Source organism: Paenibacillus sp. L3-i20 (assembly GCF_022180385.2).
Taxonomy (GTDB): domain Bacteria; phylum Bacillota; class Bacilli; order Paenibacillales; family Paenibacillaceae; genus Pristimantibacillus.
Genome location: NZ_BQME02000001.1, coordinates 78,735 through 104,661, shown reverse-complemented (window position 1 = coordinate 104,661; position 25,927 = coordinate 78,735). Strand labels below are relative to the sequence as shown.

General features: G+C 43.3%; 24 protein-coding genes. 22 read left to right on the top strand and 2 right to left on the bottom strand.

From position 1 onward, the window contains the following. Nucleotides 1-4 precede the first annotated feature (4 nt). From thrB to yajC, 12 genes are all read left to right on the top strand, one after another. Nucleotides 5-1,006, top strand: coding sequence for a homoserine kinase (thrB, locus tag MFF31_RS00515; protein WP_238186230.1), 1,002 nt, complete (start codon nucleotides 5-7; stop codon nucleotides 1,004-1,006). Next, on the top strand, nucleotides 1,003-1,878 hold the full coding sequence (gene pheA / locus MFF31_RS00510; RefSeq protein WP_238186229.1) for a prephenate dehydratase: 876 nt from the start codon (nucleotides 1,003-1,005) through the stop codon (nucleotides 1,876-1,878). The genes thrB and pheA overlap by 4 nt, the downstream gene beginning before the upstream one ends. 35 nt (nucleotides 1,879-1,913) lie before the next feature. Beyond that, complete coding sequence (gene ilvE / locus MFF31_RS00505) at nucleotides 1,914-2,795, top strand: branched-chain-amino-acid transaminase (RefSeq protein ID WP_238186228.1); 882 nt, start codon at nucleotides 1,914-1,916, stop codon at nucleotides 2,793-2,795. Between the two features lie 479 nt (nucleotides 2,796-3,274). Beyond that, nucleotides 3,275-5,542 carry a LysM peptidoglycan-binding domain-containing protein gene (locus MFF31_RS00500; protein ID WP_238186227.1) on the top strand — a complete coding sequence of 756 codons (2,268 nt, stop codon included), beginning with the start codon at nucleotides 3,275-3,277 and terminating at the stop codon, nucleotides 5,540-5,542. A 327-nt stretch (nucleotides 5,543-5,869) separates the two neighbouring features. Then, nucleotides 5,870-6,571 (top strand): BofC C-terminal domain-containing protein, encoded by a 702-nt coding sequence (locus tag MFF31_RS00495; RefSeq protein WP_238186226.1) that lies wholly within the window; start codon nucleotides 5,870-5,872, stop codon nucleotides 6,569-6,571. Nucleotides 6,572-6,778: 207 nt separating this feature from the next. Further along, nucleotides 6,779-7,282: a crossover junction endodeoxyribonuclease RuvC gene (gene ruvC, locus MFF31_RS00490; RefSeq protein ID WP_238186225.1), complete on the top strand. Its 504-nt coding sequence runs from the start codon at nucleotides 6,779-6,781 to the stop codon at nucleotides 7,280-7,282. Next, nucleotides 7,279-7,914 (top strand): Holliday junction branch migration protein RuvA, encoded by a 636-nt coding sequence (gene ruvA / locus MFF31_RS00485; RefSeq protein WP_238186224.1) that lies wholly within the window; start codon nucleotides 7,279-7,281, stop codon nucleotides 7,912-7,914. The genes ruvC and ruvA overlap by 4 nt, the downstream gene beginning before the upstream one ends. Nucleotides 7,915-7,934: 20 nt before the next feature. Beyond that, nucleotides 7,935-8,939, top strand: a complete 1,005-nt coding sequence (gene ruvB / locus MFF31_RS00480; protein WP_238186223.1) for a Holliday junction branch migration DNA helicase RuvB — start codon at nucleotides 7,935-7,937, stop codon at nucleotides 8,937-8,939. Between the two features lie 41 nt (nucleotides 8,940-8,980). Then, nucleotides 8,981-11,101 (top strand): SpoIID/LytB domain-containing protein, encoded by a 2,121-nt coding sequence (locus MFF31_RS00475; protein WP_238186222.1) that lies wholly within the window; start codon nucleotides 8,981-8,983, stop codon nucleotides 11,099-11,101. 10 nt (nucleotides 11,102-11,111) lie between these two features. Further along, nucleotides 11,112-12,158, top strand: a complete 1,047-nt coding sequence (gene queA / locus MFF31_RS00470; protein ID WP_238186221.1) for a tRNA preQ1(34) S-adenosylmethionine ribosyltransferase-isomerase QueA — start codon at nucleotides 11,112-11,114, stop codon at nucleotides 12,156-12,158. Between the two features lie 21 nt (nucleotides 12,159-12,179). Then, nucleotides 12,180-13,316, top strand: coding sequence for a tRNA guanosine(34) transglycosylase Tgt (gene tgt / locus MFF31_RS00465; RefSeq protein WP_238188429.1), 1,137 nt, complete (start codon nucleotides 12,180-12,182; stop codon nucleotides 13,314-13,316). A gap of 14 nt (nucleotides 13,317-13,330) precedes the next feature. Further along, nucleotides 13,331-13,648 (top strand): preprotein translocase subunit YajC, encoded by a 318-nt coding sequence (gene yajC / locus MFF31_RS00460; RefSeq protein ID WP_238186220.1) that lies wholly within the window; start codon nucleotides 13,331-13,333, stop codon nucleotides 13,646-13,648. Between the two features lie 112 nt (nucleotides 13,649-13,760). Here the strand turns inward: yajC and MFF31_RS00455 are convergent, their stop codons facing one another. Then, complete coding sequence (locus tag MFF31_RS00455) at nucleotides 13,761-14,153, bottom strand: TIGR04086 family membrane protein (protein WP_238186219.1); 393 nt, start codon at nucleotides 14,151-14,153, stop codon at nucleotides 13,761-13,763. Nucleotides 14,154-14,393: 240 nt separating this feature from the next. On the opposite strand from MFF31_RS00455, the gene MFF31_RS00450 reads away from it, so the two are divergent. Next, nucleotides 14,394-15,119, top strand: coding sequence for a DUF421 domain-containing protein (locus MFF31_RS00450; RefSeq protein WP_238186218.1), 726 nt, complete (start codon nucleotides 14,394-14,396; stop codon nucleotides 15,117-15,119). Here the strand turns inward: MFF31_RS00450 and spoVB are convergent. Then, nucleotides 15,112-16,671: a stage V sporulation protein B gene (gene spoVB, locus MFF31_RS00445; RefSeq protein WP_238186217.1), complete on the bottom strand. Its 1,560-nt coding sequence runs from the start codon at nucleotides 16,669-16,671 to the stop codon at nucleotides 15,112-15,114. The two genes, MFF31_RS00450 and spoVB, sit on opposite strands and share 8 nt — an antisense overlap. A gap of 187 nt (nucleotides 16,672-16,858) precedes the next feature. Here spoVB and MFF31_RS00440 point away from each other — a divergent pair, with 187 nt between their 5' ends. The 9 genes from MFF31_RS00440 to MFF31_RS00400 all read left to right on the top strand — a co-directional run bounded on the left by MFF31_RS00440 (nucleotide 16,859) and on the right by MFF31_RS00400 (nucleotide 25,655). After that, nucleotides 16,859-17,098 carry a post-transcriptional regulator gene (locus MFF31_RS00440; protein ID WP_238186216.1) on the top strand — a complete coding sequence of 80 codons (240 nt, stop codon included), beginning with the start codon at nucleotides 16,859-16,861 and terminating at the stop codon, nucleotides 17,096-17,098. Between the two features lie 83 nt (nucleotides 17,099-17,181). Next, the gene (gene secD, locus MFF31_RS00435; RefSeq protein ID WP_238186215.1) at nucleotides 17,182-18,420 is read left to right on the top strand and encodes a protein translocase subunit SecD; all 1,239 of its coding nucleotides are present in this window, start codon (nucleotides 17,182-17,184) and stop codon (nucleotides 18,418-18,420) included. Further along, the gene (gene secF / locus MFF31_RS00430) at nucleotides 18,410-19,330 is read left to right on the top strand and encodes a protein translocase subunit SecF (RefSeq protein WP_238186214.1); all 921 of its coding nucleotides are present in this window, start codon (nucleotides 18,410-18,412) and stop codon (nucleotides 19,328-19,330) included. The genes secD and secF overlap by 11 nt, the downstream gene beginning before the upstream one ends. A 143-nt stretch (nucleotides 19,331-19,473) precedes the next feature. Further along, the gene (locus tag MFF31_RS00425; RefSeq protein WP_238186213.1) at nucleotides 19,474-19,890 is read left to right on the top strand and encodes a cation transporter dimerization domain-containing protein; all 417 of its coding nucleotides are present in this window, start codon (nucleotides 19,474-19,476) and stop codon (nucleotides 19,888-19,890) included. 31 nt (nucleotides 19,891-19,921) lie between these two features. Further along, complete coding sequence (gene recJ / locus MFF31_RS00420; protein WP_238186212.1) at nucleotides 19,922-21,937, top strand: single-stranded-DNA-specific exonuclease RecJ; 2,016 nt, start codon at nucleotides 19,922-19,924, stop codon at nucleotides 21,935-21,937. Between the two features lie 41 nt (nucleotides 21,938-21,978). Continuing rightward, a complete protein-coding gene (locus MFF31_RS00415; protein WP_238186211.1) occupies nucleotides 21,979-22,509 on the top strand; it encodes an adenine phosphoribosyltransferase in 531 nt (176 codons plus the stop codon). A 251-nt stretch (nucleotides 22,510-22,760) separates the two neighbouring features. Then, nucleotides 22,761-24,938, top strand: a complete 2,178-nt coding sequence (locus MFF31_RS00410) for a RelA/SpoT family protein (protein WP_238186210.1) — start codon at nucleotides 22,761-22,763, stop codon at nucleotides 24,936-24,938. 14 nt (nucleotides 24,939-24,952) lie between these two features. Beyond that, complete coding sequence (dtd, locus tag MFF31_RS00405) at nucleotides 24,953-25,396, top strand: D-aminoacyl-tRNA deacylase (RefSeq protein WP_238186209.1); 444 nt, start codon at nucleotides 24,953-24,955, stop codon at nucleotides 25,394-25,396. 91 nt (nucleotides 25,397-25,487) lie between these two features. Further along, nucleotides 25,488-25,655, top strand: a complete 168-nt coding sequence (locus MFF31_RS00400; RefSeq protein WP_238186208.1) for a hypothetical protein — start codon at nucleotides 25,488-25,490, stop codon at nucleotides 25,653-25,655. Nucleotides 25,656-25,927 lie beyond the last annotated feature (272 nt).

The window sequence follows — 25,927 nt, the reverse complement described above, 5'->3', positions numbered from 1 at the left end:
TCCCATGATAAATCGCCGAGTTATCGTCAAAATTCCGGCAAGCACAGCTAATTTAGGTCCAGGCTTTGATTCTCTTGGAATGGCTTTGTCTCTATTTGCATGGATCGAGATGGAGCAGTCGCATACAGGGATGACGACATTCCAGCTGCATGGAGACGGGATGGACGGCCTGCCCACGGACAAATCGAATTTGGTTTATAAAGTCGCTCAACTTGTTTTCAAAGAAGCGGGTGTAGAAGTACCTGAGCTTCATATTGCGATGTATAGTGAAATTCCGTTGACACGTGGACTTGGCAGCAGTGCATCAGCCATTATCGGTGCTCTAGTTGCGGCAAATGCGCTAATTGGCAGTCCTCTGAGCGATGATAAGTTATTCCAAATCGCAACAGAGCTTGAGGGGCATCCTGATAATGTCGCTGCTTCATTATTCGGAGGCATCGCTGTATCGGCTTGGGATGGGGCGGAAGCGCAGCATGTGCGGATCGAGCCGCATCCTTCACTTGAAGCGCTGGTAGCTATTCCAGCGTTTGAGCTTTCTACTGAGAAGGCGCGCCATGCGCTGCCTTCACAGATTTCCATGGCCGACGCGGTATTCAATGTCGGCCGCACTTCTCTGCTCGTCGCGGCGCTTGCGAGCGGCGAGCTAGGTTTGATCCGTCATGCTATGAAGGATCGGCTGCACCAGCCTTATCGTGCAGCGCTTATTCCCGGCATGACAGAAATATTGGAGCGCGCCACAGACTTTGGCGCACTCGGTGCTGCACTCAGCGGTGCTGGGCCTACGCTGATTGCGTTTGTAGATGCAGCTAGCCCAGATAAAGCTGCGCTTGAGAATTTTCTTCGGGCGACGCTGCAGAAGGAAGGTATTACAGCCGAGACAATGTGGCTAGCGCCCTGTATGAATGGTCCGGAAGTGACGACTTGGGAGCTTCCTGTCGGAAGTGAAGCTCTATCACAGGAGCGTATGTCGCTGCTGGAGAGAATTAAAGGAGAAGTCAAAGCATGAAGACGATAGCGTTATTGCCAGCGGGTTCAGTTTCTGACGAAGCAGCTAAGCAGCTGTTTTCTTTAGAGGATATGGTTGTATGGAAGCATCACCGGCTTATTGCAGATGTGTTTCAATCTACCGTAAGCGGAATTAGCGATTATAGTATCATTCCGATTGAAAATACGATTGAAGGTTCTGTTAGTCTCCATATGGATTGGCTAGTCCACGAAGTGGATTTGCCTTTCCAGGCGGAGTGGGTTTACCCCTCCATTCAAAATTTGATCGGAAGACGATCAGAGCTTGAACTTGAGTCGGGAGAGCTGGATTTTTCACGGATCACAAAAGTGATAAGCCATCCCGTTGCGATGGCGCAATGTCTGCAGTTTCTAAGGAAACATATTCCTCATGCCGAGACTGAACATGTGAGTAGTACAGCGGAGGCTGTTCGTATCGTACGTGACAACCCTGGTCAAGGCATTGCTGCTATCGGTACTCGAATTGCTGCAGCTAACAACGAACTTGACTTACTTGCCAGTGAAGTGACTGACCATGACAATAATTATACCCGTTTTATGTTAGTAGGCTCAGAGCCGTATACGGCTCGTAAGTCGGAAAGAATTAAGACAAGTATCTTAATTAACCTTCCCGAAGATTACCCTGGAGCACTACATCAAGTATTGTCTGCATTTGCTTGGCGGCGTATCAACTTGTCGCGGATCGAGTCGCGTCCGACAAAGAAGAAACTCGGCAGCTATTATTTTTATATCGAGATCGAGATGTCGATGGATACTGTTTTATTGCCGGCAGCGTTTCAGGAAATTGAAGCAATTGGCTGCCATATACGTATATTAGGATGTTATCCGAGCTTTTCATACGAGCAATTATTGTAATAGTCATACAAAATAGCGGAGGTGTAAGTTAGGTTATGGCACAACAGTATATTTATTTAAATGGTGAGTATGTATCAAAAGAGGATGCAAAAATTTCAGTATACGACCATGGTTTCCTTTACGGTGATGGCATTTTTGAAGGAATTCGCATTTATGATGGCAACATTTTTAAATGTAAAGAGCATTTGGACAGGCTTTATGATTCAGCAAAATCGATTATGCTTGATATCCCTCTGTCGATTGATGAAATGCAAGACGCGCTAGTTGAAACGATTCGCCGCAATGAGATGCGTGATGGTTATATTCGTCTAATCGTATCACGTGGACCTGGTAATCTTGGCCTTGATCCGAAACGTTGCCCTTCAGCATGGGTAATCATTATTGTGGAGCAGCTTGCAATCTATCCAGAGGAAGCGTACATAAACGGACTTGTGTCGGTTTCCGTATCGCAGCGCCGCAATATCCCGGATGCACTTAATCCAAAGATTAAGTCGCTTAACTATCTGAACAACATTTTGGTAAAAATTCAAGCGAATTTGGCTGGTGTTGGGGAAGCAATCATGCTTAACTCACAAGGTTATGTAGCAGAGGGCTCCAGTGATAACATCTTTATTATCAAAAATGGTACCGTATATACACCTCCATGTTATGTCGGAGCACTTGAAGGTATCACACGTGCAGCTATTATGGAGCTTTGTGAAAAACATGGTTACAAACTTAAAGAAGAGCCTTTTACTTTACATGATGTATATGTCGCGGACGAAGTGTTCTTTACTGGAACAGCAGCTGAGGTTATCGCGGTTCGTGAAGTTGATGGCCGTACAATTGGTTCAGGACAAGCAGGTCCAATTACGACACATCTTCTGCAAGAGTTCCGCAGCATCGTAACAGTTGACGGTGTGAAAGTTTTCGACTAGCGAATAAGGGATACGGAGCAAAGGATACGGGCTGAGTAACTAACTCATTGTTTAATGCCCATCTTCTGACCAAAGAACTGTACGATGCTTATTATGGAGAAAACCGCTTTTTTTTTGTTCTAACGAACTCCAGTGGCGTTATTTCATCTTATTTAGCGGAAACTGAGCTGGTTTTGTTGGAATAGCGAATCTTGAGTTCGTTACAGCTTAAAACCACTGTTTTTTGTAGATCATTACCCATATTTGTGTAAACCACTAGCTTATAAAGCCCCTTCCAATGAGATCAGCGCGATGAAAATTGCTGCATTCTCGATGGAGGGGCTGTTTTTGTTTCCTGAAAAAGAGTAATTATGTGAACTCTATAGGTATTTTTTTGAGAAAGTGGAGACACCTGCCCATATTCTGCATAGGATGTAAAGATCGATAACAGGCATAAGATTTGCCGAGTTATTCAGAACGTGACAGGAGGTTATCAGCGGGTGAAAATCCATATTGTAAAAAAGGGCGACTCGTTATACTTCATCAGCCAGAAGTACAATGTTTCCCTTGAAGAAATTTTGCAGCTGAATCCCGGAATTACGAATCCGGATGTACTTGATGTTGGTATGAAGCTCAAAATTCCTTCAAGTCATACCGCACAGAATGGGGTAAATGGGATGATGATTATGCATCAACATGTCGTGAAGCAAGGTGATACACTTTGGAAGCTATCTAAAGCTTGGGGAGTTCCGCTTGCTACAATGGTGCATGTGAATCCGCATCTAAAAAATCCAAATGTGCTCCTAACAGGTGAAGTTGTTAACATTCCGAAAGCTGACGTGGCGATACCTAACTCAGTAACTCAACAGGGACACTCTAATCCGGGTTCACAAACAGGATCATTTATGCAAGGTGTTCAAGGCTTTGTTGGTAAGTTGTCGACTGCACCAATTATTGGGAAGACACTTACAGGATATGTGACGGAGAAAAAGAATACTGCACCAATTCAAGAGAACAAACCTATAGCACCTATTGTAACACCAGTACCACCTGCGCCAGAACCAAAACCAAAGGCTGTTGTTGAGCCAGCAAAAAAAGAAGCGGAGAAAAAGGTGGAACCAATTGCTGAGAAGGTAGAACCAATTGCTAAGAAAGTAGAGCCTCTTGCTGAGAAAAAAGTGGAGCCACTAGCTACCAAAGTAGATCCTATTGCCAAGAAGGTTGAACCCCTTGCCAAGAAAGTAGAGCCTCTTGCATCTAACGTAGAACCTTATGGCGGGAAAATTATGCCGCAAGCAGGTGGAAAAACATTGCCACTTTCATCTAATGCTGCGCCATACTCGTCTAACGTAGCTCCTCTTTCGTCCAATAATGTAGCACCATACACGTCTAACCTAGCTCCTCTTTCGTCTAATAATGTAGCACCATATTCGTCTAACGTAGCTCCTCTTTCGTCCAATAATGTAGCGCCATACTCGTCTAATGTGGCTCCACTTTCATCTAATAATGTAGCACCATACTCGTCTAACTTAGCTCCTTACTCATCAAATGTAGCGCCATATTCGTCTAACGTAGCTCCACTTTCATCTAACAATGTAGCACCTTACTCATCAAATGTAGCACCTAACAGTAACGTTGGCCCATTGGCTAATACTTCTCCAGCAGCAAAAGTGTCACCTAGTGGGAAAAAAGCTCTGCCGATTGAAAAGCCGGTAGAAAAGAAGCTTAAAGCAATTCAGTCGGAATACATGCAAAGTGTTGATTTGTTCCAGCAATATGGCACACCGTCATCAGAGATTATGTCACTTTACGATCTTCCAAATTATCCAGATGCCAATTACTCGAATATGATGGATCCTTATTATTCCGCACCAAATCAAGCGATGCCTTATGGTATGAATGCAGAGTCAAATTTGGCTCCGTACAGTAACATGCCACATTTAAATCCATACGAGGCTAGCCCAAACAGCTATATGATGGGTTATCCATCGCCTGCTTTAATGCCATATGGTGGAGCCCCTGATTGGGGTTACGGTAATGTGATGTATCAAGGGCTAGGCGGAAATATGCCGATAGAACCACTATCGAACGCATCGAATGCAGGAATAGTATCACCATTGTCGAACGCATCGAATGCAGGAATAGTATCACCGTTATCGAACGCATCGAATGCAGGAATAGTATCGCCGTTGTCGAACGCATCGAATGCAGGAATAGTATCACCACTATCGAACGCATCGAATGCAGGAATAGTATCACCACTATCGAACGCATCGAATGCAGGAATAGTATCACCGATGTCGAACGCATCGAATGCAGGAATAGTATCACCGCTGTCGAACGCATCGAATGCAGGAATAGTATCACCGCTGTCGAACGCATCGAATCCTGGGATTATATCTCCGTATTCATATGAGCCGAATGCTAACATGTCTACACACTCTGCGATGTATCCCACACAAGGATACGATTCATATAATCAAGGTTATCCGCCGGGTTATCCTCCTGGATATTCACCATATACGACATATCCGACATGGGGAAATAATTCAGCGCCAGTCTATGATACAAAAGCAGGTAAAGGGGATTGCGGTTGTGGCGGCAAAAGAGAAGACGACATCATTGGTGGAGAGCTAACCAATTCGTTAATTTCGAAAGGAACGTCAGCTAAACCAAAGAAAAAAGGTAAAAAGGCAGTGGTTCGCACGATCGCCCCACGTCCTAAGAAAAAGACGACGACTAGCAGTCGTCCGTGGCTGAATCGATAAATTTAAATGAAGCAATAAAATGATAATGTTGTGTAAACGCCCCAACGGCAACCAGTTGGGGCGTTTACATTGTAGAGATATTCTTTAAGATCAATATAGATTCTAAGGAATATCCTTATTAGAAAAAACGGTACATATATGATTACATCATTTTTGTGATCTTGATTTTTCGTAACTGCTTGTACAAATTTCTAAAGTAAAATGAAAAGTGTGGGAGAATACAATTCCTCAAAGCCCTCCATTATCATCCAACGTCACAATTATGCCTTGAATAATTATGTAAAGTTGGAGCACACTATCATAAAACGCAATGAAGGGGTCTTCCTCATGATGATATTCAGCCTGTGGAAGCAATTGAAACGACGAATTCGCCGGCAACGCCGCTCACTTTGGAAACTTGGTGGAATATCGCTCTTTTTGTTAGCGAGCATCGGTGCTGTGACTTTATTTATGTCGGGAATTGCACATGCAAACGGGGATCTACGTAAGGACAGCATGACAGGAAACTCATTTAAGCTCATTAAGACAACAACAAGCAATGATGCAGATCAGCCATCTGTTAGTCAGAAGCTACAGGATAATAGGGCCGCTGTTTTCGTCGTACTGCAACGTATTTTCGTCTGTGGAGAAGAAACAGAACCGCTTGGTGAAATGGCATCTGAAGATGTTATGGGTATGTTGCAGGAGCATCCTGAGTGGAGTGCTACTCTACAAGAGGATGGGAAAACGGTAATGCTAGAGCAAAGGATTTACGATTTGTCGAATCACTGTAAGAGCCATGCGTATTTCGGAGTTGATAAAAGTGGAAACTTCTCGTTATTCGACGGAATACCAAAGGAAGAGAAAGTGATGCGTACATTTTTTCAGTTAGATATTCACTTTATGGAAAGCAGTTTGCCGCATGATCAATTAGACCAGTTGACTCAAGGCATCCGAGTAAGTGATATTGATGAATATAATAGTGTGTTATCGACATTTAGCGACTACGCACTCCAGCAAAGCGAGAAGACGATGAAACAAGCCTATTAGAAGCAATAGGTCATTAAATAGATTAAATGATAAAGAGTCGTTCATTCCATGGGCGGCTCTTTCTGCTTTCGTTCACATTACTATCAAACGTCCGTTCTCATTCTCGGTAACTTTTGTTATAATGGAGGACAGGCATTCATAATATTACCCTATTCATTTGATCATTTCTGTAGGTATTTGCTTGATGTGAAGTTAGGAGTTGGCGTTTTGCGTATTCTAGGAATTGACCCCGGCATAGCTATTGCTGGCTTTGGTTTTATCGACAAAGTTGGGCATAAGCTCACCCCGGTACAATATGGTGCGATTCAGACGGAGGCCCACACACCGCCGGAGGAGCGTCTTGTACAAATTTACGAGTCAGCAGGCGCATTGATGGATCGTTATAAGCCAGAAGCGGTTGCTGTCGAGAAGCTGTTTTTTAATCGGAACGTATCTACTGCTTTTGCTGTAGGACAAGCGCGAGGAGTTATTATTTTGGCGGCTGCCCAGCGGGGTTTGATCGTTGCAGAATATACACCATTACAAGTGAAACAATCAGTAGTCGGCTACGGCAAAGCTGAGAAACGGCAAGTACAGGAGATGGTAAAGGTATTTCTTAGGCTATCCGCCATTCCGAAGCCTGATGATGTAGCAGATGCTCTTGCTGTTGCCATTTGTCATGCTCATTCAGCCGTTATGAAACAAAAAATAGATGAGGTGACCCGTTCATGATCGATTTTTTGCGAGGTCCTGTTGTACATATGGAATCCGAATTTATTGTTTTGGATGTTAGAGATATTGGTTATCGCGTGTTTACTCCAAGTCCTTATGCATTTGCTGGCAAGGATGGGGCAGTTACTGTATATATTCATCATCATGTACGAGAAGATGCTATTTTATTGTATGGATTTGAATCTAGAGAGCAACAGACGTTATTCCGCAAGTTGCTAGAAGTTTCTGGCATAGGTCCGCGTGTTGCTATAGGCATTTTGTCTGCCGGCAAACCTGAGACGATTATTGCTGCTATTCAGCAAGAGAACATTGCGTTCTTAACGAAACTTCCTGGGATAGGTAAGAAAACAGCGCAACGAATGATTTTAGATCTAAAAGATAAGCTTATCGGTGCAGGCTTGGATGGAGGATTATTATCGGCTGCTGGAATTCCTATCGAACTGCCAGGAAGCAGCGGCAAAGGTGAAGGAGCGGGAACTGCGTGGCAAGAGGCGCGTGATGGACTTTCTGCTTTGGGATACACAGCAGCTGAGCTGGACAAAGCTTGGAATAGCTTGAAAGAAAGCGTCACAGCTGATGAAACGGTAGACTCGCTTATGAAGCGAGCATTACAGCAGTTGTTTAAAGGGTAACGGAAAGGAGACTTATTGTTATGGACGATCGAATCATTTCCGCGAACCTTATGATGGATGAACAAGCGGTTGAGCTTAGTTTGCGGCCGCGTTATTTGGCAGAATATATCGGACAGACGAAAGCCAAAGAAAATTTAACGATCTATATTGAAGCCGCTAAGATGCGGAAAGAAGCACTGGATCATGTTTTGTTATATGGCCCTCCGGGACTTGGGAAAACAACATTGTCCAACATTATTGCCAATGAGCTTGGTGTTAACTTAAGGACAACATCAGGTCCAGCCATTGAAAGACCTGGAGATCTTGCTGCACTTTTAACGAATCTTCAAGAAGGCGATGTCCTTTTTATTGACGAAATTCATCGACTTCATCGTACAGTAGAGGAAGTTTTATATCCTGCTATGGAAGACTTTGCTCTTGATATTATGATCGGAAAAGGACCAAGTGCACGATCAGTTCGTCTTGATCTAGCACCATTTACACTAATCGGCGCAACAACGAGAGCGGGACAGCTGTCTGCTCCGCTGCGTGATCGATTTGGTGTTGTAAGCCGTCTTGAGTTTTATACAATTGATGAACTGGCATTCATCGTATCGCGAGCTTCCGAAATCTTGAACGTTGCCACTGTAGGAGAAGCTGCTTTAGAGATTGCTATGCGCTCTCGGGGAACGCCTAGAATAGCGAATCGTTTACTTAAGCGTGTTCGCGACTTTGCTCAGGTGCGGGGAGACGGAGTTATTACGCATGAAATTGCTCGTTCGGCGCTCGAATTGCTTCAAGTAGATCCAATGGGTCTTGATCATATCGATCATAAGATGCTCCATGCCATGATGACGACATTTTCTGGAAGACCTGTGGGACTTGATACAATTGCAGCGACGATTGGGGAAGAAAGTCAAACGATTGAAGATGTGTATGAGCCATATTTAATGCAGATCGGATTTCTACAGCGTACTCCAAGAGGCAGAATAGCAACAGATAGTGCTTATAACCATTTGGGATTGCCACTTCCGAAACGACAGTAACCCATACATCATGAATAACCAGAATAGGAAGGAGTTCAATAATGTATTACAAAGGGTCAATTAAACGACTGACGTTAACATCTATTGTACTGATGATGCTTGTGTCGATCTGGTCGGTACAGCCCTCGCGCGCTGCTGTTCCAGTCTTGGACACCATTAGAGTAGGATTGTTTATGCAGATACCGGGCAAGTATACTTCAAATACACCAGCAGCTACTCTCCACTCTCCAGGTGGGATGAGTATTGGCGCTCGTGAGCCAGCTGGCGTACAGAGCTGGTTTACAGTTCCAGCTTCACAACAAGTTCGTTTTGCTGTAGATGATTATAAGGTAAATGTGTTAGAATCAAGCGATTTTAACGTTGCTCTTACAGTGTATCGACATATCGTTGCACTCAAAGGATCGGCTTATTTAACCTCATCTATAAAAAGTGGCGTCCTTCAGTTTCAAGTTTCTGAGGGAGCGTATATGTCTGTTGCAGAAGGTAATGCAGCTATCAGTCGTTGGAGTACAGATACAAAGCTTGCAGCACTAGTTGCAGGTTACAAGCCAACACTACGAGGTCCCTTGCATTTGGAAACTCCCCAGCTAGAGAACAAAGCAGCTGCGCAAGCAACTGTCGACGCATTTGGCGGTGTGGGGCTTGATGCATACATTGCATTAAGAGCGAATGCAAAGGGAGGAGCAGCATACTCTGTTATGGTTGGTTCAGCAATTACAGAGGATGAGTTAGCCAAGATTAAGACAGCTGCCGCAAGTCTTCCAAATGGAGGAGCACTTAAGGCGGTTGCTAAAGACTCTAGACATATGCTGCTACGGAATGATCATTCGCTAAGTGCAAAGGGAAATAGCTCAAATGATCTTTATTTGTTCCCTGCGAACGATATGAAGTTATGGATATCTCCTGCTGGAACCGAAACAATTGGTTTGCTCGAAAGAAGTAAACGTACATATCGTGGTAATTTTGAGCTTAGTGTTCTAAATGGTAAGCTAGCAGTCGTTAACGAACTTCCGTTCGAACAGTATTTATATTCCGTTGTAGCGATAGAGATGTATCCAAGCTGGCCGATAGAAGCGCTTAAGGCGCAAGCCGTCGCCGCCCGTTCATATGCACTCAACAAAGGTTTTGGGTTCCAAATTGCCCATGTAGTAGACACAACGTTAAGTCAGGCCTATTATGGCTCAGGAGTGGAGAAACCTACTTCCACTGCTGCAGTAGACGCAACGAACGGAGAAGTTGCACTCTACAATGGCAAAGTAATCGAAGCTGTTTTTTCGTCAAATGGTGGGGGGAAAACGGCTGATGCTGTTGATGTTTGGAGGAATGAAATTCCCTATTTAAAATCTGTAACAAGTACTGATGATTCAGCACAAGCGGGATTGCTTAACTGGTATCGGATAGTGCTGCCGAACGGTCTGCTTGGTTATATCCGTGAAGATCTTGTGAAGGATACTGGAAACAAAACGGAAGCAGGCAGTGCTATTCTAGAAATAACGACTGACGGAACGAACATACGTAGACATCCTGTTATTCAGGATACTGTGCCAGTCGTAGCTCAGTTGCAAAAGGGCTCAAAAGTGATTGCGTTAGAGAAAATAATCGAATCTAACCCAATGAACTGGGTGAGAGGTCCATTTACACATAATGAGCTTTTGACTACAATAAATGCACGTGTTAATCCTAAGCTGACTGCTCCTATTACATCCATTGAAGTTAGTGGCAGAGGTATTTCGGGCAGAGCAATTGAATTAAAGGTAAATGGTCAAATTTTGAAAATATCATCCCCAGATAGTATTCGATCTATTTTGGGACATGGTGGATCATTACCAAGTACATTGTTTAATATTGAAGAAACAGCTAAAATCGTAATGCAAGGAGCAGAAGAAGCAAAAAGCACGAGAGTGGATAACACACGTAAGCTTTATGTAATGGGTGTAAGTGGGAAATCTGCTGCATGGAGCGATGAGCATTTGTATGTGCTTGACGGCAATAAAAATGTGAGAGTTGCTACAAAGGAAGCTGCTTTTCAATTTAAAGGGACTGGCTACGGACATGGGGTTGGTTTATCCCAGTACGGTGCGCTCTCTCTTGCTCAACAAGGGTATGACTATCAATATATTTTGAAATACTATTATAACGGGATAACCATAGCTAAGGAATGATTGCGACGATATGAATGTAGAATGGTTTAATTTCGACTTACCGGAAGAACTGATTGCACAAACTCCGCTGCAAGAGAGAACAGCATCTAAGCTGCTTATGTTGAATAAAAATAGCGGAGATATCGAACATGGTGTATTTACAGATTTGGAAGCAGGGCTACATGCTGGAGATGTGCTTGTATTAAACAATACAAGAGTTATACCGGCTAGACTTGTAGGGATGAAAAGCGACACTGGAGCAAAAGCGGAGCTGCTACTCTTAAAGCAGCTTGGAGACGATCGGTGGGAGACGCTGGCTAAGCCAGCTAAACGTCTAAAGATAGGGACGATCATCGCATTTGGCGATAATGGTAACGGCGAGCCTCTTATGACGGCAGAAATTGAATCGCTTGGTGAGATGGGCTCACGAATTATCCGCTTCCGCTATGAAGGCATATTCCAAGAGCTTCTTGATCGTCTAGGAGAGATGCCCCTTCCGCCATATATTAAGGAACGGCTAGATGAAAGGGAGCGCTATCAGACGGTATATTCCCGTCATGAAGGTTCAGCAGCTGCTCCCACAGCAGGACTGCACTTCACAGAAGCTTTCCTTGATAGGTTAGAGAAAAAAGGGGTAAAGCTAGCCTATGTGACGCTGCATGTAGGTCTAGGGACTTTCCGTCCAATGTCCGTAGATACGGTTGAGGAGCATGAAATGCACGCCGAATATTATGAACTGGATAAAAGTACAGCTAACATTCTTAATGAAGCAAAAAGAAATGGTGCTCGTATCGTTGCAGTTGGAACTACTTCTGCACGGACACTAGAAACAGTAGCTTCAAGATTCGAAAATGGAGCAATTGAAGCTTGCAGCGGCTGGACTTCTATATTTATTTTCCCGGGTTATACTTTTAAACTGGTAAACGCGTTGTTGACTAACTTCCATTTGCCAAAGTCGACGTTGGTTATGCTTGTAAGTGCGCTTGCTGGCAGAGATGAAGTTATGAAGGCCTACCATGAAGCAATAGAACGGGAATATCGTTTCTTTAGTTTTGGGGATGCAATGTTTATATACTAACTAAGTAGAATGGAAGCGTGAATCGTGGCTGTAAAATATGAATTTATAAAGCAATGTAAACAATCGGGAGCTCGGCTAGGCCGCGTTCATACACCTCACGGTATTATCGAAACACCAACCTTTATGCCAGTAGGCACACAGGCAACAGTGAAAACGATGAGCCCTGAAGAACTAAAAGCTATGGATGCTCATATTATTTTGAGTAATACGTACCATCTGTTTCTTCGTCCTGGCCATGACATTGTAAAGCGTGCTGGCGGCCTGCACAAGTTTATGAATTGGGATCGACCAATTCTTACAGACAGCGGCGGATTTCAGGTGTTCAGCTTAAGCGAGATGCGTAAAATTACAGAGGAAGGTGTTCACTTCCGCTCACATCTAAATGGCGATAAGTTGTTCCTGTCACCCGAAGTAGCGATGGAAATTCAAAATGCTCTTGGACCAGATATTATGATGGCATTTGACGAGTGTCCACCTTATCCTGCTGAATACGAATATGTGAAACAATCGACAGAGCGTACATCGCGTTGGGCTGAGAGATGCCTTAAAGCACATGCTCGTCCAGATGACCAAGCCCTGTTTGCAATTGTACAGGGTGGGATGCACAAAGATTTGCGTATTCAAAGCGCTAAAGATTTGACTTCCATGGATTTCCCGGGGTATGCTATTGGAGGATTAAGTGTAGGTGAGCCTAAGCATCTGATGTATGATGTGTTGGATTACACGGTTCCTATACTTCCTGCGGACAAGCCGCGGTATTTAATGGGTGTTGGTTCACCGGATGCGCTTATAGAAGGCTCCATCAGAGGAATTGATATGTTCGATTGCGTATTGCCTACTCGAATTGCTAGAAATGGGACAACCATGACGAGCAACGGAAGACTTGTCATTCGCAATGCGAAGTATGCAGAAGACTTTGGTCCTTTGGACCCGAACTGCTCATGCTACACATGTCAAAACTATTCCCGAGCGTATATTAGACATTTGCTGAAGGCTGATGAAACGTTCGGAATTCGATTGACGACGTATCATAATTTACACTTTTTGCTCCAACTCATGAGGGATGTGCGTCAAGCGATTATGGAAGACCGACTTCTCGATTTCCGGGATTCTTTCTTTGCGACGTATGGCCTTAATGATAACGATAAAGGATTTTGAAAGGGGTGAAATCGATGTCGATACTACAAGCAGCTGAGCCTGCTACTGGCGCAGCCGGTATTTTTAACATGATTTGGCCGTTCATTCTTATGTTCGCAGTATTTTACTTCTTGCTTATTCGTCCACAACAGAAGAAACAAAAGCAGCGTACTGCAATGCTAAATCAGATTAAAAAAGGCGACAAAATTACGACAATTGGCGGTTTGCATGGCACTGTCGTGGAACTTGCTGATGATACAGTTGTTATTCGTGTAAACGATACAACAAAAATGACGTTTGAGCGCAGCGCGGTCAATGCGATCTCCGCATCTGCACCAGCGGCAACTGAATAATGGTACATAGAGAAAGGCCGGCAGATTATTCTGCCGGCCTTTTTTTGCTGCATAATAACTACTGATGATTCAACCTAGGCAATACACTATTGCCCTGGTTGAAAGAATTTGTTCATCGTTTTAAATTAACTCCTACCATGCCGCCAAGCGCACCAGATAGCAGTGCAGACCCAAGCATTGTGACACTGTCCCAAGAGAAGGTAGCATCAGCAGCTAAGAAGCTAACGATGATTACAATGATGCCATAAAGTAAACCGAGAACGCCGCCATTGTACCATCCCTTGCGTTCGGAGCGTTTGCCTGAGGTGAAACCTCCTGCTAGAGCTGAAAAGGCATGTACAAATAGAGCATATGTACCTAATTCACTTTCCTTCATATTTGTAAGATGTAACATGAATGAAAGCAGCAGCGCACCAATGGCCAGCCATATTAACGAAAAAACAACTCCCGCCAATAATGGTGAACCAATAATTGGCAGTTTAGGGGCTTGCTTGATGGAGCTCATCCTATTCCTCCTAACACTATTTTGTTGGTCTATCAAATTGAATGTATTACTTAACCATATGGTCAAGCTTAATGGAATAGTACAGGTTATATGTGAAATAGTGTCTGTCATCAATTAGGAATTGCCATAAATTCACGCCTTTGATTTCGTATGATGAACACTGTAGGAGGTCAGAATACCTTTACAAGTTTAAGGCTGGCTGACCAGTCAATTTGCTACTTTCGAGGAGGCGCTTACCACTTGGAAACGTGGAGCCTGTTGATCCGAACGACGGTTATATACATCGTTGTATTTTTGATCATGCGGTTTATGGGAAAGCGGGAGATCGGCAAGCTTTCTGTGCTCGATCTCGTCATTTCGGTTATGGTTGCGGAAATAGCGGTTATTGTTATTGAAGATACAGATCGACCGATGTGGGATGGAATAGTTCCAATGGTTGTTTTGTTGCTCATCCAAATAAGTACCGCCATGATTTCCATGAATAATCGTAAGCTCCGATTGCTATTTGATGGAAAACCCAGTGTCATTATTGCCAAAGGGAAAATAAATAGGGATGTTATGCGTAAGCAACGTTATAATCTTGACGATTTAATGTTACAGCTTAGGGAGAACAAAATTACGTCAGTAGCTGATGTTGAATTCGCGATTTTGGAAACAAGCGGCAAGCTGTCTGTCATTCCACGAGAAAAAGCGGAGGAAACCGGAGGAGTCGCAACCCAAGCTGCATCTACTTCCGCACGCGAGAAGATTATACCGATAGGCTACCGCTATGAAATATTGCCGATTCCCCTTATTATGGACGGTAAAGTACAAGATGAAAATTTGGAAAAGATTGAAAAAACCAGATTTTGGTTAAAAAATGTACTTCAAGAACAGAAAGTTACCGACTTTAAAGAAGTATTTCTTTGCACGATTGATCACAAAGGGAGATTGTTTGTAGATGTCAATCAAAGGAGACTTACTTAAACAAGGTTCCAAGCCATGGAATACGCGCCATGTCATAACGATCGATAATTCGCATTAAGACCATAAGAAGAAGATACACAATTGTGCCGACAGCACAAGCTAACAGGAGATTGATCCATTCTTTTGGTAGGGGCATCTGATTCATTATCCAAGACGCTGCTGCTCCCATAATGATCATAGCTGCCCCCACTTTCAAGAAATCAAGTATATTCATGCGGAAACCGATGAATCGCATTACGCTGATGCCATGTAGAATTGTAACTAGCACTACATTAACATTAATGGCGATTAAAGCACCATAAATGCCTAAATCGGGATCAGATGCTAATTGGACGATTAATATTAATTTAACTGCTGCGCCTATGAATGTGTTCATAAGAGCCGTGCCTGGTTTATTCAAAGCTTGTAAAGCTGCTTGAAGCGGTGCCTGCAAGTAAATAAATATACCGATCGGAGCCATCCACTGCAACATAGGAGCGATCTCTGTATGTGCGTAAATCATTCGGCATAATGGTTCAGCGAACAATGTCATGACGACAACAAATGGTGCTCCAGATACTAAAGCAAGCCGCATAGATTGATGTAGTCTTTTGTGTATGAGCGCTTTATCTCCTCTTGCAGCAGCCTCCGAAAGGGATGGAATGAGTGATACGGCTAATGAAGATGTGAGTGCAGTAGGAAGTAAAAGCAATGGAATGATCATTCCTTGCAATGCACCGTATTGCGAAGTAGCGACACTCGTTACAATTCCAGCAGCAGCTAAGCTGCGGGCGGTGAAGATAGATTCCAATAAGTATGAAATTGAGCCAACCATCTTACTGGCTGTGACAGGGATAGACAATCCAAGCAATCGTTTTAAAATAGGCTTTGATGTTACAGCAGCCCCTTGTGTCCCTGAATCAACTTCGAAATGGATCGGTTTTTTTTCACGTTTATATTTCCACAGCATAACAGCTAATCCTCCAACCTCGCCTGCAACTACGCCGAGCATAGCGCCTGCCGCTGCCCACTCTAATCCGTACGGCAACATGAAGTAAGCTAAGAAAAGCGAACCGATGATTCGAATAACAGTTTCAGTAATTTGTGATACAGCGCTAGGAATCATATTTTGTTTACCTTGAAAATAACCCCGATACACAGAAGAAACCCCGATAATAAGCAATAGTGGAGTCATCATTAAAAATGCGCGGTAAACACGTGCATCTGGCAGCACATGCCTAATAATAAATGGTGCAAATAATAACATAACAATAGTTAATACAGTAGCAATAGTGATTGTCAAAATCATTGCAGTACGGAAAATATGTTTTACTTGCCTTGAATTACCTTGTGATTCAGCCTCAGCGATCCACTTGGCGATAGCAAGAGGAATTCCTCCCGTAATGATCGTTAACATAACAATAAGGAAGGGATAGGCAAGCTGATAAAGTCCAACGCCTTCCGCTCCAATAATTCGAGGAAGTGCTATTCGAGGCACAAAGCCGAGTAGGCGATTGATGATGCCAGCGGCGAGCAGAATCATAGCTCCTTTAATAAATGTTTGCTTCGTCATAATTGACGACCTCATCTCCTTTTAGATAGACCGGGCGACTTCATCTGTACATGCCTTATTATCACTTTATGCTCAGCATGTCCCTTTCCATGTCTGTCATTTTTGCTCAAGGATTTTTATAGTGCAGGAGAATGAATACTAGGTATCGAATACGTATGGAACAGCATTGCAAACGAGGAGGTGTGGCATGTCGGACGAAGAATTAGCTGCAACGATTGAGGAGTTATGTCAGAGCAAAGCCGAGGAATTTAGATTAATCGGTTATGAGCACGTTACTGGTAAGGAAGTATGGGAGTGCGTAAATGCCAAATATGTGAAGACAGGACAGCCAGAACTACATCAATTAGTTAACGACATCCTCTCACTCAAGGTAACTCAATTCATGAATTTTATGACGATGAGCGCATATAAAGGGAACCCATTCTAAATGAATTGGGTTCTTTCTTTTTGACTCGTTTTTACTGCATCTGTATAATAGGCATATTGAGATCATAAGGGGGATTAATACGTATGTTCGGGAAGAGAATAGTTGCCTTCCTTGCGGTCGTGGTTGTCGTGTTCGCCGTAATCGTTGGGACAAGCCCAGCAATACTGAAAGATGTTAAGTTAGGCCTAGACCTGAAGGGCGGATTTGAGGTGTTGTTTGAAGCCTCGCCGTATGAGGGAGGTCAAGCTGTAACGCCAGAATCATTGAAGCAGACTGCTCAAAGTTTACAGAAGCGGATTGATGCATCAGGACTGGTAGAGCCTGAAATTACGACAGAGGGAAAAAATCGAATTCGCGTTAAGCTTCCGGGAGTAGAGGATGAAAATGCAGTTCGTGAATTGTTATCGAAACCAATTAATTTAACTTTCCGTGCACCAGACGGTAAAATTATGCTGACCGGTACAGATTTTAAAGAAAATGGTGCAGCCGTTGTAACGGGTCCATTGAATGAACCTATCGTCACGATCCAGTTAAAGGATGCCAATAAATTTGGCGATATTACAAAAGGTTTGATTGGTCAATATTTAGCTATCTATTTGGATGAAGAGGAAATTTCCAGCCCTAGAGTTGAGCAGGAAATTCGTAGTGAAACTGCTCAAATCGGACTTGGTCCAGATGGTACGTTGGATGAAGCTAAGGAATTGCGCGATCTCATCAATATGGGTTCACTTCCACTTAAGCTAGAGGAAAAATATACCCAAAGCGTTGGCGCTAAGCTAGGTATGGAATCGTTAAAAGATACCGTTACAGCTGGTATAATCGGCTCGCTTATCGTTCTTGTGTTTATGGTTGTTATTTTCCGAGTTCCAGGTGCTGTGGCATCTATTACAATTATCACTTATGCATGGTTGCTAATCCTTGTACAAAATTTGATGAATGCAACGTTGACATTGCCAGGTATTGCGGCATTTGTTCTTGGTGTAGGTATGGCGGTTGATGCCAACATTATTACTGCAGAGCGCATTAAAGAAGAGATTCGCAGTGGTAAAAGTATGTTCTCTTCTCTAAAAGCAGGTTCCAAAAACTCGTTCCGTACAATAATGGATGCGAATATTACGAGTATTATTGCCAGCGGAGTACTTTATGTTATCGGTGATGGTGCTATTAAAGGTTTTGCTCTTACGATGATTTTCAGTATTCTTGTTAGTATCTTAACGAACATATTCTTCGCTCGCTTCTTGATGACACTGCTTGTTCGGAGCAATAAGTTTATGAAACCGAGCTACTATGGTGTGAAGGAGAGTGAAATTCGTGAACTATAATACAAAGATTCGATATGATGTAGTAGGAAATCGCAACAAATTTTTCACTTTCTCTATCGTTCTAACGATCGCTGGTATTTTATCGCTATTGTTATTTCAATTGAATTTGGGAGTCGATTTTAAAGCGGGTTCCAATATGGATGTATCCGTAGGTAAATCAATTACTCAGGCTGAAGTAACTGAAGCGTTGACGTCTGCAGGTCATGGCAATGCTGCCCATACTGTAGGAGGAACGGATAACGATCGGATATCTATTCGTTTTGACGATGTCCTGAATCAAGATCAATCTAATAAAGTGTTAGACGTATTGAAGTCTAAGTTTGGAAATGATATTTCTGCAGAGGTAAATGTAGTTTCACCTGATATTGCCCGCGAATTAGGCATTAAAACCATCTGGGCAATATTGGTTGCGAGCTTCGGAATTATGCTTTATGTGATGGTTCGTTTTGAATGGCGTTTTGCATTAGCAGCTAATATTTCTATTTTGTATGATAGCTTCGTTGTAGTTGCGGTATTCTCGATCTTCCGCTTTGAAGTTGATCTTCCTTTTATTGCTGCAGTGCTAACAACACTTGGATATTCTATCAATGATAAGATCGTTATTTTTGACCGAATTCGTGAGAATCAGCGGTTTGCGTCAATTAAAAGTCACAGCCAATTAGCAGAATTGGTTAATGCGAGTATTTGGCAGACAATGGCAAGGAACTTATATACCGTTTTGACGGTTGTTATTGTAACGCTATGTATATTCCTTCTTGGAAGTCCATCTATCAAAATGTTCTGTCTAGCACTTCTTATCGGTTTGTTTAGTGGAGCTTACTCCACGATCTTTATTGCAAGTCCATTGTGGTACTTGTTGAAACGTAATCATAAGCCGAAGCCAAAAGTTGCTACAAACGCTACTCCATAATGGAGTAGCGTTAATGCTTACGAAGTAGGTTTTGCTGTGCAAAACCTTAGGATAATGCTTACGAAGTAGGTTTTGCTGCGCAAAACCTTAGGATAATGCTTACGAAGTAGGTTTTGCTGCGCAAAACCTTGTAGGAGGTACAAATGTCAACCAGACAGCGAGACGTGAAGAAGTATCCTGCAAGCAGGAAACGCTTATGGGAAAACGTGTTGGACGATCTGCTTCGGAGTGTTCGTAGAAGACGCAAGGAAACGGTTATTGAAGAATCTGCAGATGAACTGATGCAGGTTATTCAACGTGTAGAAGGCGTCGTTACTGTACAATCACTCCGTGCTAAGGAGCATGGACATTATGTAATTGCGGAAGTTGTTATTAGTGTGAATCCGCGTATATCAGTTTTAGAAGGACAAGAAATTGCAAAGAAGGTCAAGTTGTTATTGATGCATCGCTTCTTGCATCTTTCTGATGTTTCGATTTATGTCGAACCTTATGACCCGGGATATCCGTATAAATCTAATCATGAACTAAATCAGGAGCAGATGCCGACACTGCTGCAATAAAAAGTACGACAGCAGAAAGGGAGTTGACCTGATGATCCATAGAACAACCCGGTGGGATGTTGCAACTTGGGGGGACGCCGAAGAGCAAGCTTCTCAACAACTGTGCAAGGAACTGGGGTTACCGCTTTTAGTAACCCGTTTGCTCGTTCAAAGGGGCTTTAGAGAGCAACTCAGCGCTCGTCAATTTCTTTATGGCGGTGAAGAGTTGCTTCATGATCCCTACTTATTACATGGGATGAAGTCAGCTGTTGATCGTATTCAAACGGCTAACGACAATGGTGAAAAAATACGCATTTATGGCGATTATGATGCTGATGGAGTATCGAGTACATCATTGCTTGTTCATGTGTTTCGCGAAATGAAGTTGAATTTCGACTATTATATTCCACATCGCGCTATCGAAGGTTATGGGCTCAACATCAATGCAATTAAACAAGCAGCGGATGCTGGTGTTAAGTTAATTGTAACCGTTGACACTGGTATAAGTGCGTATGATCAAATCGAATACGCAAGGCAATTAGGAATAGATGTCGTCGTGACTGATCATCATGAGCCGCCTGAAGTGCTTCCAAATGCTTTTGCCATTATAAATCCTAAACAAGAGCATTGTACTTACCCGTTTAAAGGATTAGCAGGTGTTGGTGTTGCCTTCAAGCTCGCTACAGCCTTGCTTAATCGTCCACCTTTAGATCTTACGGACATTGTCAGTCTAGGTACAGTAGCAGATTTGATGCCGCTAGTTGATGAAAATCGAATTTTGGTTCGTTACGGACTAGAGAAAATGCGAAACGATCCGAGCATTGGATTCCGCGCATTAGCAGAAGTTACAGGACTAGAGTTAGATGCGTTAACATCTACCAGCATTGCATTCGGTATGGCACCTCGTGTGAATGCCGCGGGCAGGTTGGATCATGCCAAGCGAGCTGTGGAGATGCTGACCACACCCGATTATGATGTTGCCATTCTTCAGGCCATTGGTTTAGATAATCTCAACAAAGAACGCCAGAGAATTGTTGAAACGATAGTGAAGGAAGCCGAAGATAAGTGGCAGTCAAAGCGGGAAGCGCTAGTTGCTACTGGTGATGCAGAGCCGGCAGTTATTATATTGGGGGCAGAGGGCTGGAATGTCGGAGTTATCGGTATTGTTGCTTCGAAACTGCTGGAACGTCATTATAAACCGGTTGTCATCTTTGGAATTGATGAAAAAACAGGGATGTGCAAAGGGTCGGCTCGTTCGATTGCAGGCTTTGACCTACATGCTGCATTGACGGAGTGCGAATCTTTGCTGGATCATTACGGTGGTCATCAGGCGGCGGCAGGTATGACTTTGCACCGTGATCATTTGGAGCAATTGGAAGCTCGCATGTCTCAATTAGCGATCGATTGGCTAAGTGAAGAGGACTGGATTCCTAGAACTGCTATTGATATTCAATGCACATTGGAAGATGCCAGCATTGAGACGATTACACAGCTTGCTCTTCTAGAGCCATTCGGAATAGGCAACCGAGCTCCAAGGCTGCTGTTCGAAGGAGCAGAGCTGGCAGATAAACGAGCAATCGGTAAGGAAGCCAAACATTTGAAGCTTGCTATTGGAAGTGGTAGGAAGCTTCTTGATGTGATTGCCTTTGGCAAGGGTGATATGGCGGTTAGACTTCATAAAGGTTGTGCTATTGATATTATCGGTGAGCTTTCCATTAATGAATGGAATGGGCAAAAAAAGCCTCAATTGCAATTACATGATCTTCACTATGAGCCAGCTCCGCTACCTGAATTTCCAAATCGTGAACAGTTTGGAATCGTATATCAGCAGCTGCGAAGAATAGGTCAAGCACCACTATATGGATTGACAGAAAAACTGGCAGAGCAAATCGGCTTGACGGCAGATGCAGTACGGCTTATGCTTGACGTATTCGAAGAGTTGAAGTTTATCGAAATAAAGGATGGTAGCTTCAATGCTGTCTCTTCACCTGAGAAGCGTGAATTAACATCTTCGCAGTGTTACTGCGCTGCTAAGGAACGTTCTGATCGTTCTCATGTACCAATTTAAAGAACAGATTATTTTGTACGTAAAGAAAGGGTTGACCCATCGTGTCCAAAGTCACTTACAATTTCAAAGATTACATTCGCGTTATACCGGATTTCCCACAGCCAGGTATTCGCTTTAAAGATATTACGACCTTGTTAAAGGATGGTCCGGCATATCGTGCTGTTATTGAAGAGATGAGAGCTGCTGTAGAACATCTTCAAATTGATGTTATTGCAGGTCCAGAGGCTCGTGGCTTCGTTGTTGGCGCTCCGCTTGCGCTTGCATTAGGCGTTGGTTTTGCTCCAATTCGTAAGAGTGGCAAACTTCCTGGTGAGACAATTTCAGCAAGTTATGACTTGGAATATGGTAATGATCAGCTTGCTATGCATAAAGATGCAATCAGCCCAGGCCAGCGTGTCTTGATCGCTGATGATCTACTTGCTACAGGTGGAACAATTGCTACTTCGATGAACCTTATTCGCCAGCTTGGTGGAGAAGTGGTAGGCGCAGCATTCCTAATTGAGCTTTTATATTTGAATGGCCGTGAGAAATTAGATGGCATCGAATTGTTCTCACTTATGACATATGAATAAAGATAACCGCTCTTTAAGTCATTAAATAAGAGCCGCCATTTGTTATCGCGTCTAGTGACGGGATGAAGCTGGCGGCTCATTTTTTATTATGGAAGTTGACGGGGCGGCTTAGTTAAAGGCATAATATTAGAAAACTCGGAAAATGTCTGAACGGAAATCCGCTAACCGATGTGCAAGCATTAGGTATAAGCGGTTACATTTGGAAGAGAAAAAGATGGCGTTAACCGTTTACGCTTGGAAAGGGACGTTTCATGGGCATAGAGCAGTTACTTGAGAAGGCATCCGTCTATATGAAAGAGCAGGACCTCATACGCATCAAGGAAGCCTATGATTTCGCAGAGCAAGCCCATCACGGACAAGTGCGGAAATCGGGAGAACCTTATATTTTGCATCCTGTGACGGTTGCAGACATATTGGTGGATATGGGTATGGACGTGCTGTCGATAATCGCAGCGCTTCTTCATGATGTTGTTGAAGATACGACGGTTGATTTGGGGACCGTCCGCGCGAAATTTGGCGAAACTTGTGCCATGCTTGTTGACGGACTGACCAAGCTTGAGAAAATAAGGTTTCAATCTAAGGAAGAGCAACAAAACGAAAATTACCGCAAAATGTTTGTAGCAATGGCACAAGATATTCGAGTAATACTTATCAAACTTGCTGACCGTTTGCACAATATGCGTACATTGAAATATCAATCAGAGGAGTCTCAGCGGAGAATTGCATATGAGACGTTGGAAATCTTCTGTCCTATCGCTCATCGACTTGGTATATCGGCTATCAAGTGGGAGATGGAGGATATTGCACTTCGTTACCTTAATCCGCAGCAGTATTACCGCATTGCCAATCTGATGAAGAAAAAACGAGCGGAGCGCGAGCAGTTTATCGATGACGTTATTTTAAGGATTCGGGAAAAACTTGATGAAATGGGTATCGAAGGTGATATTTCTGGAAGGCCGAAACATTTGTATAGCATTTACAAAAAAATGACGGCCCGCAACAAGCAATTTAACGAAATCTATGATTTGCTTGCTATTCGGATCATTGTTGATAATATAAAGGATTGTTATGCAACACTCGGTATTATCCATACTCTATGGAAACCGATGCCTGGCAGGTTTAAAGATTATATTGCAATGCCGAAGGCTAATATGTATCAGTCGTTGCATACGACAGTTATTGGACCAAAGGGCGAACCGACGGAAGTTCAGATTCGTACATGGGAGATGCATCGCACTTCGGAATACGGGATTGCCGCGCATTGGGCGTATAAAGAAGGCATGATCGTACCTGATGGCAACTTTGAAGATAAGATGTCATGGTTTAGAGAAATTTTGGAGCTGCAGCACGAAGCACGTGATGCTTCCGAATTTATGGAATCACTCAAAATGGACTTCTTCGCTGATCTTGTATTCGTATTTACTCCAAGCGGCGAAGTTATCGAGCTTCCGGCTGGTTCTGTTCCGCTTGACTTTGCTTATCGAATTCATACCGAAGTCGGGAACCGTACAATAGGCGCGAAGGCGAATGGCCGAATTGTACCGTTAGATCATAAGCTCAAAACCGGTGATATCGTAGAAATTTTGACATCAAAACATTCTTACGGACCGAGTCAGGATTGGGTGAAAATTGCTCAGTCCTCCCATGCTCGGAGTAAGATTAGACAATGGTTTAAGAAAGAGAAGCGAGATGAGAATGTTGCGAAAGGCCGTGATCTGTTAGAGCGAGAGCTTAAACGGTTGGGACTTGAGCCGTCAGCATTTTTGTCAGAAGATAAACTTCAGGAAGCTGCTGGGAAGTTCGCCTTTAACGATACGGAAGATATGATGTCTGCAATCGGCTTCGGCGGCATTACAGCTGCTCAGATCTGTACCAAATTAACAGAAAAGATGCGCAGGGAAGCAGAAGAAGCGAATCTTATCGAGCTTAACGGTGAAAAGAAAGAAATTAAGGCTTCTAATCGTAAAAACAGGCCGAATCATGGTGTAACGGTTAGAGGTGTTGATAATCTCCTTGTTCGATTTGCCCGTTGCTGTAATCCGGTTCCAGGTGATTCCATTGTCGGTTATATTACTCGAGGTCGCGGTGTTTCCGTTCATAGAATGGATTGTTTAAACATTCCATTCGGAACGGATGATGAAGAAGCAGAACGTGTTATCGAGGTGGAGTGGGAAGAATCTATTGAGGCCAACTACAGCGTTGATATCGAAATTACCGGCCATGATCGGAGAGGCCTCTTAAACGAGGTGCTGCAGGCCGTATCGGAGAGCAAAACGAACATTTCGGCTGTGACTGGTCGTTCTGTAAAAACGAAGATGGCTCTCATCCATATGACCGTTCTGATTCGTAATATTGAACATTTGTCAGCGGTTGTAGAGAAGATTAAACGTGTACAGGATGTTTATTCCGTCCAGCGCATCATGCAATAGAGGAGAGTTATTCATTGAAGGTTGTTGTGCAGAGAAGCAAAGGCGCAAAAGTTACTGTCGATGGCATTGTGACTGGCGAGATCCAGAGTGGCTTAGTTTTGCTCGTTGGCATTACGCATGAAGATACGATGTCGGATGTACGTTGGATGGCTGACAAAATTGCAGGTCTTAGAATTTTTGAGGATGAATCCGAAAAAATGAATTTCTCAGTTCAGGATGTTGGCGGATCAATTTTGTCCATATCTCAATTCACTTTGTACGCTGATTGCCGTAAAGGGAGAAGACCTAACTTTATGGCAGCTGCAAAGCCAGAGCAGGCGAAAGAATTGTATGACGCATTTAATAATGCTCTCAGTCAGCTTGGATTACAGGTTGAGACAGGAATATTCGGTGCAATGATGGACGTGCAACTGACCAATTGGGGTCCAGTAACGATCATTTTGGAAAGCGGCGCTTAGGATTATCGTTGCTGGAAACAATAAGAATAAGCCACATGGGAAATGACTTAGTGTCTTTCATGTGGAAACTCTTGTTGGAGGAATGCCAGCGATGCATCAATCTAGGAAAGAGCAAGGGCTTGAACGTTCTTCAAACATTTTGCTTAATCCCGATCGCAGAGAAGCTCGAATAATTGCTGAGATCGATACAAACATGGAAGCGGCTGAGGAATGGGAAGGAAAGCGTGAGCCTTCTCGTCGTGCAGGTTTTGGAGAGTAGATCATTATTGTCAGGGCTATAAGCCCTGACCCTACTTTATCGAACAAATTATTAAAACGCTTTCTAATTTGTAATCTTTTTGTAATCATTCTATAACGTTCTATTAACATGGCTAGCCTATAATAAAACTCGACCCCCTTTTTAAAAATATAATTTATTTTGGACCTGCAACGAGTTTGCAGGTTTTTTTCTGTCTTTAGGAGGTTATTAGTGGAATCCGCACCTTTCGACATTTCAATTCTTGACTTTCCTCCAATCGCCGAGTAAAATTA